This is a genomic window from Microcoleus sp. Pol7_B2, assembly GCF_036701035.1.
GTDB lineage: Bacteria > Cyanobacteriota > Cyanobacteriia > Cyanobacteriales > Microcoleaceae > Microcoleus.
Genome location: NZ_JAUBQB010000079.1, coordinates 1 through 15,509, shown reverse-complemented (window position 1 = coordinate 15,509; position 15,509 = coordinate 1). Strand labels below are relative to the sequence as shown.

8 protein-coding genes and 1 pseudogene are annotated in these 15,509 nt (G+C 45.6%); 4 read left to right on the top strand and 5 right to left on the bottom strand.

All coding sequences use genetic code 11. The features are described 5' to 3' along the window. Positions 1–13: 13 nt before the first annotated feature. Both QUA57_RS23200 and QUA57_RS23195 read right to left on the bottom strand, forming a co-directional pair. The gene (locus QUA57_RS23200; protein ID WP_333063852.1) at positions 14–1,075 is read right to left on the bottom strand and encodes a glycosyltransferase; all 1,062 of its coding nucleotides are present in this window, start codon (positions 1,073–1,075) and stop codon (positions 14–16) included. Positions 1,076–1,136: 61 nt separating this feature from the next. Next, complete coding sequence (locus QUA57_RS23195; RefSeq protein ID WP_333063851.1) at positions 1,137–3,920, bottom strand: DEAD/DEAH box helicase family protein; 2,784 nt, start codon at positions 3,918–3,920, stop codon at positions 1,137–1,139. A gap of 267 nt (positions 3,921–4,187) precedes the next feature. Between QUA57_RS23195 and QUA57_RS23190 the strand changes: the two genes are divergently transcribed. After that, positions 4,188–5,138, top strand: a complete 951-nt coding sequence (locus tag QUA57_RS23190) for a DNA polymerase beta superfamily protein (protein WP_333063849.1) — start codon at positions 4,188–4,190, stop codon at positions 5,136–5,138. Positions 5,139–5,183: 45 nt separating this feature from the next. Beyond that, complete coding sequence (locus tag QUA57_RS23185; protein ID WP_333063848.1) at positions 5,184–5,945, top strand: nucleotidyltransferase domain-containing protein; 762 nt, start codon at positions 5,184–5,186, stop codon at positions 5,943–5,945. Between the two features lie 183 nt (positions 5,946–6,128). On the opposite strand, the gene QUA57_RS23180 is transcribed toward QUA57_RS23185, so the two are convergent. Further along, positions 6,129–6,818, bottom strand: coding sequence for a hypothetical protein (locus QUA57_RS23180; protein ID WP_333063846.1), 690 nt, complete (start codon positions 6,816–6,818; stop codon positions 6,129–6,131). Positions 6,819–7,432: 614 nt separating this feature from the next. Next, positions 7,433–9,187: a precorrin-3B C(17)-methyltransferase gene (gene cobJ / locus QUA57_RS23175; RefSeq protein ID WP_333063844.1), complete on the bottom strand. Its 1,755-nt coding sequence runs from the start codon at positions 9,185–9,187 to the stop codon at positions 7,433–7,435. A gap of 213 nt (positions 9,188–9,400) precedes the next feature. On the opposite strand from cobJ, the gene QUA57_RS23170 reads away from it, so the two are divergent. Further along, positions 9,401–13,351: a cobaltochelatase subunit CobN gene (locus QUA57_RS23170; protein ID WP_333063842.1), complete on the top strand. Its 3,951-nt coding sequence runs from the start codon at positions 9,401–9,403 to the stop codon at positions 13,349–13,351. Positions 13,352–13,440: 89 nt separating this feature from the next. On the opposite strand, the gene QUA57_RS23165 is transcribed toward QUA57_RS23170, so the two are convergent. Further along, positions 13,441–14,097, bottom strand: a complete 657-nt coding sequence (locus QUA57_RS23165) for a COP23 domain-containing protein (protein ID WP_333063840.1) — start codon at positions 14,095–14,097, stop codon at positions 13,441–13,443. A 320-nt stretch (positions 14,098–14,417) separates the two neighbouring features. Here QUA57_RS23165 and QUA57_RS23160 point away from each other — a divergent pair. Next, positions 14,418–15,434, top strand: a pseudogene (locus tag QUA57_RS23160) (potassium channel family protein); the annotation flags it as partial. Positions 15,435–15,509 lie beyond the last annotated feature (75 nt).

Below are 15,509 nucleotides of genomic sequence, written 5' to 3'. Positions count from 1 at the left end.
AGCGCTAGGTAAATTAACGAGAGATCATCTCGTCAAAAGTTTGTCTGTAAATTTGCTTACCCTTCATTTTATCCTGAAATTTTGCAATCAGAAATAGCCTCCAATCTTTTAATCCAAATAACGTCCATCCCGTATGATTAAAAGTCATAGTTGAATAAATATCTTTCAACCATTCTTTATGAGAATAATGGTGAGCAAAACTGTAATCCTTAAATGAAGAATATGGGGCTAATTTTTTATCGAACAATCCTCTTATTGTCTCATTCATTCCTCTAATTATTACATCAAAAACTGGATAAGGGCTAATAGGAATAAAATAAGGTGGAGGCATGACAATATCTATATTGTCATATTTCCCACCCTCCTCACTTACCGCCAATGTGAGAGTGAGAAATGTTCGCTGGATAGTAGTATAAATTTCGTCATCTTTATATGTTATATTGTCCCAATTCTCTACTAATAATGATGCCAACCTTTTAATAATTGGATGTTCTGGTTTTGCTCCTAGTAGACAGTTTTGCAGAAAAATAGCTGTTGGTCGGCTAGCGAACGTAGGTTGAAACAGACCGCCAAAAAAGTCATAACTATAAGCAAAAGTATCAAAAGGTTTTAAACAAATACAATCGCAGTCAGCATATATTCCTCCATAGCGGTATAAAATGTCATAGCGCAGCACATCAACTCGTTCACCTATAGTCAAAGGTTGGTCAAATAAGGACTTAAGTTCCTCACTAAAAAAAGTATATTCTTTTACTTCTTTATTTGTCCAAAGTTTATACTCCCAATCTGGATTTTGTTCTCTCCAAGTTTTTTGGTATTGCTGCAATTGCTCAGGGATTGGGCGGTTGCCGATCCATATCTGATGGATGATTTTGGGAATCTTAGGATGATCTTGTGGTTCAACCTTTAAAAAATTGTTTTTTTCATATAACTTTTTGAAAAAATTGAAATACTCCAAGTTCCGACCTTGATACTTCTCAATCTGCCTAAAATATCCTGTTCCTTTTCCCATTGCAATATCAAAGTCAACATGGTACTTTTGTAAATCTTCTCTTAACATTTTTTTATCTAACATTTTCCCACCCTTGTTTATTTTGAATACAAAGCCCGATCGGGCAGAAGAGCAAAAGAAGATTTTAGGCTGCAAAGCTCTGTGCGAACTCAATCAACTCATCCACTTCCTCCTCAGTAAACCACCTTTCTACCGCATCCTCCCCAAATCGATCCAACGGTTCCTCATACAAATCTGCCACCTCTAACCGTCGCTTCTTCAAAAACACATTCTGCACCGCCCGTAAAAACCGAATTTGATTCGCATTAAACTGACGATTTTGTATAAAATCCTCAAAATTCCGCCTCACCACATCCTGATAATCCGGCAATCCCTCAATCTCGAACAACTCTCGCAGAAACGATAATAAACTATTTACCTTCAGATTAAACGCCTTGCGAATATTCGACTCCGACAACTGCACGTTTCCACCACCCAACTCTTGCCTCAGAGTACGCTCTAACGCCACCAGTTGCAAGTCTGTCACCGCTTGCCCGTTGCGAATTGCTGCAATTGTTGGGTGATTTTCCACAATCTCCAACACCTTCGCCTCAACTCGTTGGCGATATTCCTCCACATAAACCTGTTCTCCCCCGTCTCCTAACGTGATATAACCACTGGTAGCAATACGATCGCCCAAATCAATTTCAATAAATGAACTGGGACGCTGGCGCCGATTTTTCATCTGATTTGCCAAATCCGCGATCGCCCGATTTAACTCTTGCGGTGTCGCCCTCCGCAGCCGATGCGACAAGCAAAAATCCGCCGAACCCCGACGCTGGGAGTCCTCAAACACAAAATCCGGCAACCGACTCACATCCTCCGCGATCGATTCCAACGTCCCCGGTTTTGCCCCATCGGTGAGAATTTCCAGCTTCAACCGTTCCACCTTATTCGTAAACGTCGCCGCCGCCACATCCACCCCCGCCACAAACCTCAGCAACGGCGCTACCTGAGTGCGGAGAAAATCAATATTACGCTGACTCAGATACCGCCAAAATCCATCCGTCCAAGCTTGCTCAATCTGAGAATAAACCTGCTGCACGCTAAACGCATCGCGGGGAATTTGGTTAATTTGCTGCCGTAAATCTCTAATTGCCTGCTGACAATCTGCCGATTCCTGATTATCTAAATAAAGTTCCAGCAGCTTCAACCGCGTGTTAAAAATCTTCACCGTAACCGGCAGATTTTGTGTCACCGTCTCCTCACTGGGGTCTTTATCAAACTCATTCTCCCAGAAGTCGATAATCAGAAACTCATCTTTGCGCCCATTGGGAAGCCGATGAAAATGGCGGCAAGCGTCATTACTGCGCGTCCCCCGTCCAATCATCTGCTGCATTTTGATGAGAGAGTGGACGGGCTTCATAAACACCAAATTGACCACCTCCGGCACGTCTATCCCGGTATCCAGCAAATCGACAGAAATAGCAATGCGCGGCATCTCTTCCTTCTTGAATCGATCGATCAAATCATCGGTGCGTTCCATGTTGGAAGTAATGACTTGCACCATGTCGGGATACTGGGGATACATCTCCTCAAACACACTTGCCAACCGCAGCGCATGGTTTTGACTTACTGCAAATACAATCGTCTTGCCGGGATACTGCCCCGATTCATCCTTGTGGCATCGATCGATAATCTCTGCCCACTGTCTCCGCAGCGTATCCCTATTACTGACAGTGCCTTCTAGTTCCGTCCCCTCATAATCAATCTCATCCGGGTCTAACCCTTGCTCAATCAAGGTATTGCGGTCTTCTTCAGAAAGGTTTGCCCCGCGTATTCCCTCCCGTTGAAAGCGAGTCTGTGCTTGATAAAGGCTGTAATCCACTAAATACCCTTCCTCAACAGCTTGGCGGTAAGGATAAACAAACGTAGGAACGCCATCAAAGCAGCGAAAAATCTGAAAGGTGTTGCGCTCAATAAAATCGGCAGGGGTTGCTGTCAGTCCAATAATCCGCGCATCAAAATATTCCACCACCTCGCGGAACTGGTTGTAAATCGATCGATGACTTTCATCAAAAATCACCACGTCAAAGAAGCCAGGAGTAAACTTTTTGTGGCACTTAACCAGCGTTTGCAGCGTTCCCACATACAAGCGCTTGCTGTAATCAATGTTGTAGGTACGGATGCGATCGCGTGGCTCACTGGGCAAATAAACCTTAAAATTTTCATCTAGCGCCTGTCTGACCAAAGCATCTCGATCCGCTACAAATAGCACCGTCCGCGCTTGATTTGCTCTCAAAAACAATTCAATCAGCGCCATAATAGTGCGAGTTTTCCCTGTTCCCGTCGCCATCACGACCAGAGCCCGCCGATGTTTATTATCAAACCGTTCGCTGACTCGCTGAATGGCTTCTTGTTGATAGGTACGATTGGCGATCGTTAAATTAACACTTAATTGTTGTAGCTGTATTCTATGCTGACGAATGTAGAGCAAATTTTGTAAATCTCGCAGGGAAAAGAAACCCGCCACCGGGCGCTGATTTTCATTCCCTATATCCCAGAAATACGTCATATCCCCATTACTCATAAAAGCAAAGGGGCGAAAACTCTGGTGTTCTTCGATTTTAGTTACGTAGTCCCTCACCTGCTGTTCTGCTACCCTGGGATGTCGGCTTTGTCGCTTTGCCTCCACAACCGCGATTACTTCGCCGTTCGGCTGATACAGACAATAGTCCGTAACTCCGTTCCAAGGTTCAGCATCGTACCCATCCACCGGAATCTCTATCCTCACCTGGTTTGGATCTTGAAGGTTCCATCCCGCTGTCTGTAGGGCTTTATCTATTAATTCTTTTCGGGTGTTCGCTTCGTTACGAGACATTACGCTATCGTTTACCAACTCCTTTTCTAGAGCGTGCGAGCGCTCCACTCCTATATTTTTCCCTATAACAGATTATAAATCTCATCCAGCCCCACCTTCCATTAAAAGCCAGCGCATCGTATCTGACGAGGGATATTCTTTAATTATTGCTGTTTTTATTTTTGCAGAATCGATCGTGAATTAGACCATGTTCAACAATGCCAAATCCGCGTGAAGCGAAGCTATCCCGAAGGGAATCGCCCAAAACCCCCATTTTTTATACTACACCTATGCTACACTAACATCGTAGCTCGTCCCCCCGCAGGAGGTTTCCTCATGGCAAATGCCAATGTTCCTCAAAATTTCAACTTAATCCTACCCACAGGAACCCAAATTGTCACCCGAATCGAGGTCAAAAACCCCACCAGCGACCAATCTTGGAAACCGGGATTAGTAGGTGTCATCGTTCAATCGCCTACCGACAATTCCCACGCATATTTAGTCAAACTCCCAGACGGAACAGAAGTTAGTCTGCGGCGGCACGAACTCAGTATCCGTAAGCAGTTTCAGAGCGAAGGATTGCAGTCAGGAGGAGATTTTCTTGCAGAATACAACCTCTATGATTCTGTAATTTACCGCTGCATTCTTGGTTCGAGAGCTTACGGTCTTGATAACGAGCAATCCGATACAGACAGACGCGGGATTTACCTGCCGCCCGCAATACTTCATTGGTCGCTTTACGGCATTCCAGAACAATTGGAAAACAAGGAAAATCAGGAATGCTATTGGGAACTGCAAAAGTTTTTAATCTTGGCACTAAAAGCTAATCCAAATGTGCTAGAATGTTTGTACACGCCTTTGGTAGAAACGGTTTCTCCTGTCGCACAAGAATTGCTCGAAATTAGGGAAATCTTTCTTTCTCAATTGGTTTATCAAACTTACAATAGCTACGTTTTGTCTCAATTTAAAAAAATGGAGCAAGACCTCCGCAATACCGGGGAAATTCGTTGGAAGCACGCGATGCACTTAATTCGCTTGTTGCTGTCAGGAATTACGGTGCTAAAGGAGGGGTTTGTCCCGGTTCGGGTGCAGGATTATCGATCGCAACTTTTATCTATCCGCAACCAAGAAATATCCTGGGATGAGGTGAATCAGTGGCGGTTGAGTTTGCACGGTGAGTTCGATCGCGCTTTTGCTGCAACTAAATTGCCAGAACGTCCTAATTACGAGAAAGCGAATCTGTTTTTGATTAAATCTCGTAGAGGTGCGATCGAAATCGGATCTTGAAATCGCTTCTTGTGAAACAAAGCCCGCCTGCATGGACTGGAATAAATGACAGAATACATCTCGAATCTCGCCCAAATTATCTCCGTTCAACGTTATCCGCTGCTGTTTGCGACTGTCAGCGGTTCGCACTTATACGGCTTTCCTTCCGCCGATTCTGACTTCGACTTGCGGGGAGTACACATTTTGCCGCTACCGAAAGTAATTGGGCTGATTGCTGGAGAAGAGACAATCGAAGTTTCTGAAGTTCGGGAAGGAATGCAACTCGATTTAGTAACTCACGACATCAAGAAATTTTTTGAGTTGCTGTTGAAACGCAACGGCTACGTGCTAGAACAACTGTATTCGCCGCTGATAGTTTACAGTACAAAGGAACACGAGGAATTAAAGGATATCGCCTCGAACTGCATTACCAAGCACCACAGCCACCACTATCTTGGTTTTGCTAAAACTCAATGGAAATTGTTTGAGAAAGAACGCCCGCGTCGGGTTAAGCCGCTGCTGTACGTTTATCGGGTGTTGCTGGCTGGGATTCACTTGATGCAAACGGGGGAAGTCGAGGCGAATTTGGTGAAACTTAACGAGAAGTTCCAGTTGTCGTACATTCCTGATTTAATTGCTCGCAAGCTGGCTGGGGAGGAAAAGTCTGTGCTGGAAGATACAGATATTGAATTTTATCAGCAAGAGCGCGATCGGCTAATCAATATATTAGAAGATGCAAGTTTTAGAAGTCATTTGCCCTCAAATCCTAATGCAAAGGTTGCTCTTAGCGATTTTCTGGTAAAGGTAAGGATGTCATCTGTGAACTAAGCTGTTCCACGTCGAATTAGTCTTTTGGTGCAGCAAGCAGCCTATATATTAGTCGTTTTGTGCGCCGAAGATCACAGAACATCCACTCAAGGACGCATCAGTAAAAAAGAAACCGGGTTTTTTCTCTTAATCAAAACCCATAATGCAGTATTTGCGTCGTCCATCAACCCGGTTTTAAGTGATTCACTTTAAGAGATTTGTGTTGGCTGGTTCGGGAAGAACAGGTAGGTCGATATTTTGATCCTCGGTAACTTGTGGGTTTTTTCCGGGTATGTAAATATTCCAACTTACCCCGCCTACATATGTCTTGATATATGAAATCAATGCGTGGATAAATACAACGATGCCCAGCATTTCTAAAAACTCTTCAAGGGTCGTTACTATCACGTAAGCTACATTCTCCTGTCCCATTGTAGAAGCTATGTATCCCCCTGGCATTTCCATCCCCATTGCTCCTCCAATATAAAGAGCGCAGGCTGCAAAAAATAATTTTTTTGTGGAAACAGGAAGGTGGAACACAAACTTACTGTAGGATAAGAGAAATATCGCTACTAGAACAGCAAACGGCACAATCCAAGTAAAGTAAAGAAACCCTGTTGCATTTAGCACGCCTCGCAGGCCAATCAAATGTTCGTGCAATTGACCCAGTTCGTCTACAGATAGAGCTAAAAATATGAATGATAAAATTTTCCAGTGATTTTTGTAGCGATCGCTATCCAAATTTTTCACATGGGCGATCGCACCCAGCAACACAGAACTAAACAGCAATGCCAAAGATGAGTATATAGCTGGAACGTTCACCTCGCCATCAACGTTGAATGCCATTGCCAAGAAGTCTCTAGACGGGTAATCCGGCAAGAAGTACAGACTCATCCGAGTCAAGAAAGATAGTACAACGAGACAGCCCACCACTCGAAGCAAAAATTGGGTTACAGCCCCAGGAGCTAGAGGAATTTGGAATTTCATGTTTTTTTAACCGCTTCCTTAACCTTTTGTTAAAGCTATTTTATCATACAGCATCTTAATTCTGTATCTGTACAGACCTAAAAGACTCATTTTCGTGAAGCCAATTTTTTTTAGCGATAAGATTATCGTAAAATTAAATAATGTAACAAACCTCGATCGCCCTTAATTTTATTCTGCTATATAAAAAATTTTTATTTCCTGAGATGTAAATTAGATATCTCCAAAAATCAAGCTTAAACCCTTACTAGGGTTGAGTCTAGTTCTAAATTCGCTCAATGTCTGCGAGAAAAACTCGGCTTCCTGAAGCCGAGATCCCTCATTACCGAGGATTTCTGTAATCAAAGGTGATCGCATCTCAATCGAGTGTGACAACCATAAGATGAAATAACAGGTGGATCGCGATCGAGTGATTCGCCGCCATTTGTTAACCTAGACTTCCCCCAGCGAGATCAAAAAATCTCCTTGTCAAAGTCAATTAGCTTTCAGTCAATTGCTGATTTCCTAAGTTTTTGCTGCTTTACTTATTTTTCATACCTGCGCGGCGTGTAAACCCAAACATCTCCATATTTGCGGGGAATAATCCGAGTCTGACTCGAACCGACAATCACTAAAGTTCTCATGTCGGCATCTTCCGGCTGGAATTCGCCGAGGGTGCAAACCCGCACAGATTGACCGGGCCGGCCGAGGTTTCGCCCCAATATGACGGGGGTTTTAGCATCGCGACTTTGCAACAAAATCTCGATCCCTTTTCCGAGTTGCCACATCCGCTGTTTCGAGATGGGATTGTAAAATGCCATAACTAAATCGGCCGCTGCTGCTGCCGAAATCCGCTGTTCAATGACCTCCCAAGGCTTGAGAATATCCGAAAGCGAAATCACGCAAAAATCGTGTCCGAGGGGTGCTCCGATCGCAGCCGCGGCCGCCTGCATGGCTGAAATGCCCGGTGCGACCCGAATATCGATGCCTTGCCATTCGGGTTTGGCGTCAAAGTCGATCGCCTCAAACACCGCCGCAGCCATCGCAAAAATACCCGGATCTCCCGACGAAACGACGGCGACAGATTTGCCGGATGCTGCTAAATCTAGGGCAAAACGGGCGCGATCGATCTCTTCGCGGTTGTCGGAATCGTGCCGCTTTTGTCCTTCCCGCAGGGTTCCGGCTAAGTCGAGATAGAACTTGTAACCCACCCAATCCGTGGCTTCGCGCAAAATTTCCTTAACCTCCGGGGACATCCAGGGCGCGCCTCCGGGGCCGGTACCGACGACCGCCAGTTTGCCGCGGCTAACTCCGATCGCCCTAGCATCAAAGGGTTGGGCGGCTAGGGCGATCGCGCAATTCAATGCGTTTGGGCGATCGTACTCGATTAAGTGACTGTTTGCACCGGCTGCTGTCAGGGCAATTTGTGCGGCCTTATTTTCGATGAATTCAATTGAGTCTAATTCGACAAGTTCGGAGAGATTGAAAAAGCGGACGGGGACTTTAAAATATTGTGAAACTGCTTCAATTGCCGGATTTCCCATCTCATCTTTTAATGCAAAGAATCCAGCAACAGAAGCTGCTGCTAAACCTGCATTTTCCAAAACTTGCTGCACTAATGAAACCGCTATTTCCGGCTCAATATTCGATAGCTTTGTCAGTGCAACTGCTGTAATTTGCGGATGGTACACTAAACAATCGGGCGTTGGCGCAATTGCTTTTTCGGTGACGCGGATTGTCAATTTTGCGTCGGGGACGATCGGCAAATTGCTCTCGGAAAGCCAGCTTGCAGCCCCTTCTATGCGTACTTTTGCCCCGGCGAGCAAATTTGAAATAAAAGTCTTCGCGTCCTCTGGATTCGCTAAATAATAGCCTTGGGGAGGACTCAGCAGCGCGGTGCGAAACCGGATATCTCCGGTGGTGGTAATTGCAGGTTGTACGCCGAGGGCTGCTGCAATCTCTCTGGCCAAATCATTAACGCCGTGCAAACCGCCCAGCAGCGGTACGACGGCGCTTCCGTCTTCTGCAACGGCTAAAACTGGCGGTTCGGCGCGTTTGTCTGACAGCAGCGGGGCGAGGGTACGGATGATTATTCCGGCGGCGCAGATAGCGATAATTGGGGTTTCTGTGGCAAATAATTCCCGCAATGTTTCGCCGAAGTTGCTAAAGTTGATGTCTGTGTCGGAAGTGCGATCGATTAAACCGTAAATCTGGGAACCTGAGAAATGTGCGGAGATTTTTTTGGCGATCGGCTGGCTGTTTTGACCTAATATAACTATTGCGGGAGTAATTCGATTCACGGTTTTAATTATGTGTGTGTTTGGAGTAGTTTAATTATTTTAATTTTTTGTTACTTTACGAATAAATATTTGACGACTAATCGCGAAGGCGCGAAGGAAAAGTAAGAAGTGAAGCAAGCAGTTTTTCTGTTTTATTAGTGGCATAGGCATCTTGCCTGTGATTTTCTGCAATTAGTCTATCATTAAAAGAAGCAAATATTTCGAGGTAGGGCTGTGAAACGCATTGTCTTAATTGCAGGGTTTGAATCTTTTAATGCTGATTTGTACCGGAAAGCGGCTGAGTTGGCTGTTGGCGGCTGTCAGGGATTGGAAGTGCGGGTTTTTAGCGATCGCGCCCTCGCAGACGAACCCGACGCTGTAGCAGCCGCCCTCTCGAATGCTGATGTATTTTTCGGGAGTTTGCTGTTTGATTACGATGCGGTAATGTGGCTGCGGGAAAGGGTGCAGAATATTCCGATTCGCCTGGTTTTTGAGTCGGCTTTGGAATTGATGAGTCTTACTCAAATCGGCGCTTTTAAAATTGGCGACAAGCCGAAGGGAATGCCGAAACCGGTTAAGTTTATTCTGGATAAGTTCAGCAATGGGCGAGAAGAAGATAAGCTGGCTGGTTACATCAGCTTTTTGAAGTTTGGGCCGAAGTTATTAAAATATGTGCCGGTGCAAAAAGTGCAAGATTTGCGTAACTGGCTGATTATTTATGGTTACTGGAATGCGGGCGGGGCGGATAATGTTGTCTCGATGTTTTGGATTATTGCCGAAAAGTATTTGGGGCTGAAGGTTGCAGAAATTCCGCCGCCTGTGGAAACTCCCAATATGGGTTTATTGCATCCCGATTATAATGGTTATTTTGAATCGCCTCGGCAATATTTGGATTGGTATCTGAGTCATCAAAGTGCTAGGCGCGGGCCAGGTACCAGTTCCACAAAAGAGGCTAGACATCTTGATAGAAAAGGTTATAACGGGCAAGATGCCCGTTCCACAAAATTTGAGACGAATTGGTCGGAAAATTCAGACCAGGTTTCTAACAGGCAAGATGCCCGTTCCACAAAGTTTGGAACTAATTGGTTCCAAAATTCATATCAAGTAAAATTTCCTGTTGTGGGCATCTTGCTTTACCGCAAGCACGTTATCACCAAGCAGCCTTATATTCCTCAATTAATCCGCTATTTTGAAGATGCGGGAATTGTGCCTTTGCCAATTTTTATCAATGGCGTTGAAGGCCATGTGGCGGTGCGGGATTGGATGACGACTGCTGATGAAACTGCGCGCCGAAAACAAGGCAATATTGAAACTCTTTCGCTTTCTAAAGATGCTGTGGAAGTTGATGCGATTGTTTCTACTATTGGCTTTCCTTTGGTTGGCGGGCCTGCTGGTTCGATGGAGGGTGGAAGGCAGGTGGAAGTTGCTAAGCGCATTTTAACTGCTAAAAATGTACCTTATTTTGTGTCCGCACCTCTGCTGATTCAGGATATCCATTCTTGGACTCGTCAGGGGATTGGAGGTTTGCAAAGTGTGGTATTGTATGCTTTGCCTGAGTTGGATGGCGCGATCGATCCTGTTCCCCTAGGCGGTTTGGTGGGTGAGGATATTTATCTGGTACCCGATCGCGCGAAACGCCTGACAAGTAGAATTAATAATTGGGTGAAACTACGCCAAACTCCGCCATCTGAAAGGAAAATTGCGATTATTCTCTACGGGTTTCCTCCCGGTTATGGTGCGGCGGGTACGGCTGCTTTATTAAATGTACCGAAATCACTGCTAAATTTCCTGCACAAACTTCAAGCGGCAGGTTATACAGTTGGAGAAATTCCGGCTGACGGTGAGGAGTTAATTCGCAGGGTGAAAGAGGCGGATGATGCTGCAACCGCAGATGGGGGCGGATTAACGGGGATGAACGCAGATGGGAGGGGAGGGTTTGGCAATACTGTTAATGTCAAAAAACTGGAGAAGTGGCTGGGGTATTTGTCAACAAGTCGTATTGAAAAACAGTGGAAATCTTTAACGGGTACGGGAATTAAGACAGACGGCGACGAGTTCCAAATCGGTGGCATTCAACTGGGGAATGTTTGGATAGGTTTGCAGCCACCGCTGGGCATTTCGGGCGATCCGATGCGCTTAATGTTCGATCGCGATTTGACGCCTCACCCTCAATACGCTGCTTTTTACAAGTGGCTGCAAAATGATTTGCAAGCTGATGCTGTGGTTCACTTCGGAATGCACGGCACTGTGGAGTGGTTGCCCGGTTCTCCTCTGGGAAATACTGGCTATTCTTGGTCGGATATTTTGTTGGGAAGTTTGCCGAATCTTTATATCTATGCCGCTAACAATCCCTCGGAATCGATGTTGGCAAAACGGCGCGGTTACGGTGTTTTGATTTCTCACAACGTTCCGCCCTACGGCCGCGCGGGCTTGTACAAGGAATTGATGGCTTTGCGGGACTTGATTGCGGAATATAGAGAAGATACTGCAAAAAATTATGTGCTGAAAGAGGCTATTTGCAAGAAAATTTTAGATAGCGGTTTGGAGGCTGATTGTCCGTTTGATGAGGCTCGCAAGTTGGGGATTGCTTTTAGTTTTGAGAATGTGGGAATGTTCAGTGCTGATGCTTTTAACCGCTATCTGGTGAAGCTTTACGAGTATTTGCAGGTGGTGGAATGTCGCTTGTTTTCTTCGGGTTTGCACGTTCTCGGGGAACCGCCTAATTCTGAGGAAATGACCTCTTATCTTGAGGCTTATTTTGGGGATAGGTTGTCGGAGGAACAAGTGCAAAAACTGGTTTTTGAAGCAAATAAACCGCAGAGGCACAGAGAGCGCAGAGAGGAAGAGCAAGAGGGGTTGAATGGGGCTTTTGACGAGGGGTTGCTGGTGCGGGATTTGTTGTTGCAAACGACGGATGAGTTGACTAATCTTTTGCGGGGTTTGAATGGGGAATATATTCTGCCTGCACCGGGTGGGGATTTGTTGCGGGATGGGGCTGGGGTGTTGCCAACTGGCAGGAATATTCACGCTTTAGACCCTTATCGGATGCCTTCTCCGGCTGCTTATGAAAGGGGGCGCGAAATTGCTCGGAAAATTATTGAGAAGCACCTTGAGGAACATGGGAATTATCCTGAGACTGTGGCGGTGATGTTGTGGGGTTTGGATGCGATTAAAACGCGGGGCGAATCTATTGGAATTCTCCTGGAATTGGTGGGGGCTGAACCTCTTAAAGAAGGTACTGGCCGCATTGTTCGCTATGAGTTAAAACCGTTAGCTGAGGTCGGTCATCCCCGGATTGATGTGTTGGGAAATCTTTCGGGTATTTTCCGAGATAGCTTTGTGAATATTATTGAGTTGTTGGATGATTTGTTCGTGCGGGCGGCGGATGCTGATGAACCGGAATCGGAGAATTTTATTCGCAAACACGCTTTGATTTTGCAGGCACAAGGTGTACAGAATTATTCGGCAAGGTTGTTTTCTAATCCGGCTGGGGATTTTGGTTCTTTGGTTAACGATAGGGTTGTTGATGGTAGTTGGGAATCGGGGGATGAGTTGGGGAAAACTTGGGAAAGTCGCAATGTTTTTAGTTACGGGAGGAAGGATAAGGGGGAAGCGAGGCCGGAGGTTTTGACTCAGTTGTTGCAAGGGTGCGATCGCATAATTCAAGAAATTGATTCTGTTGAATACGGTTTGACTGATATTCAAGAGTATTATGCAAATACTGGCGGTTTGAAGAAAGCCGCAGAAAAGCAGCGCGGCAAAAAGGTTAATACGAGTTTTGTCGAAAGTTTTTCTAAGGATACAACTCCTCGTAATTTAGAAGATTTGCTGCGCTTGGAATATCGAACTAAGTTGCTAAATCCTAAGTGGGCTAACGCGATGGTCAATCAAGGTTCTGGCGGCGCTTATGAAATTTCGCAGCGCATGACGGCGTTAATTGGTTGGGGCGGAACGGCTGATTTTACTGATAGTTGGGTTTACGATCAGGCTGCTGATACTTATGCTTTGGATGAACAGATGGCGCAGAAGTTGCGCGAGGCAAATCCTGAAGCTTTTCGCAATATTGTCGGCAGAATGTTGGAGGCTAACGGGCGGGGTTTTTGGCTGCCGGATGCGGATAAGTTGCAGCAGTTGCGCGAGTTGTATGAGTTAACTGATGAGAAAATTGAAGGGGTGACAGTATAGTTTTTTTAGTCTAAATATTTAGGGGCGGGCTAGAAGCCCACCCCACAATAGTTTCCAATTTTTTCAGGTGCAAGTTAGAGGCGCGGCTATTAAATACCCCGATCGCCCTGCGGTTTTGTTACAGGAACTGACGGTTTCTTATTGGGAGAATTAAAAGCTCGATCTACCATATCTCCAAAGGGAACAAACTGCGGTGCCGCCGATTGAGCTCCGGTTCTGAACGTTGTAACTGGCCCGCTGCCGTCTTGGGCAAAATTAATCAATCTCGTTAAAGCATCACCGGGATTTTTAGCATTTCGCTTGTCTAGCGTGAACAGCAGATTTTGAGAGTTGCAGCGCCCCTGTCCGTTCACGTAACAAACTACGGGCAAGTTATTCACAATTCCTGTTGTTAACTGCAAGTTGCTCAATCTTCCGCCATTGTGGGCAACAGCTTTTGTCAATCTATTGGAAACAATTTGGCAGCGCTGCCAAGGTGTATATTCGCGGCCGAACTCGGTAGATTTCCACAGAATCATCGGATCTGTTGTGACATTTCCCCGCCGCGCAATTGTGACAAAATTGCGGCCGGAAGTAACGCACTGAAATGTTGTTCTAGTGTTATTCCAGTTGCTCGTTGGAGCTGCTTGCACTTGGCTTGCAAAGGCGACAGTACCGGCGAAAACTAAAGCGGATGCTAATAAGGGTGCAGTGAATTTCATAATAACTCCTGCCGCTAAGGCAGCTAAATTTATGTAGGAAGTCATAGTTGTAGGGACAGGGCTGTGTCCCTACCTATTCAATTTCTACTGGTGGGCTGTCGCACCCGGATATTTTTCAAATATTAAATTACGTTATTGCACCTCATATCTGTAGGTACAGAACTCTGCTGTGTCCTTGTTTCAAAACTTGGGAACGCGGCTTTAGGGAGACGGCAGTCTCGTGTCCTTGTTTCAAAACTTCCAGGTTACGGCGGCACAAGTTTCCTAGATAGTCTTTTTAGCTACATTCTGCAAAGCCTGGGCAGTCAACAATGGTAAGTAAAACTACAAGGACAGCTCCGAAATTGGCTGGCAAATAACTTTTTATGAAACCTCGAATCATTGTTTGCGGGTTGGGCCACACGGGACACAATATTTTTTGTTTGTTGAGACAGCAAGGAGCGATTGTTGTTGGTATTAGCGATCGCCCAATTCGCGGCGAAACTTCTGATGTGGTTGTCGGGAATTTGCAAGCAGCTTCTACCTTGTTGGCGGCAGGCATTCAAAACGCTCACACTTTAGTAATTGCAGCAGACGATGATGCTGTGAATTTGGCAATTTTGATGCAGGCGAGGATTCTCAATCCTCAGATTCGCATCATCAACAGATTGTTCAATACTAGCTTGGGCGACAGAATTGACCACACTTTGCCCGATCACACTTCCATGAGCGTTTCATCGTTGGCGGCTCCGGTTTTTGCCTTTGCGGCTCTCGGAAGTCAGGCGATCGGACAGTTGCGTTTGTTCGATCGCACTTGGCCGATTCACGAAGAATATATCGATGAAACACATCCTTGGAAAAATCGAAAACTGAGCGATTTGTGGGACGATCGATCGCGAATGTTGATTTATTATCTGCCGGCTGCTAACAAAACTGATTTAGTATCGGCGGTGCTTGCCGATCGGCAGTGTCAGCAGGGCGATCGGCTAATTGTTGCCACTCAGCCGACTCTCCACAGCCCCCAAAAAACTTTCACTCAAAAACTGCTCAAAACATTAACTAACCTGCGCCGATTTCAGCAGCACAGCCAAGCAGCAGTAATTGTTGTACTGACGCTGCTGGCAATGATTGCCGTTGCTACTGCCACCTATATTTGTGTTGACGATAATATCTCAATTGTCGATTCTCTCTATTTTTCAGTAGGGATGATTACCGGAGCCGGAGGCCATGAAAAAGTGGCGGAACAAGCTCCTGAAAGCATTAAACTATTTACAGTTATCATGATGTTAGTTGGAGCTGGCATCATCGGCATCTGCTACGCACTGCTCAACGATTATGTATTGGGAACTCGCTTTACCGAATATTGGGATGTGGCGCGAGTGCCGCAGCGCAATCATTACATTACAGCACTTCCGGGTGTTATGAGGTACAATAAGAATAGATTAAAAAAAATACACCAATGAAAGCATATTCAGTAG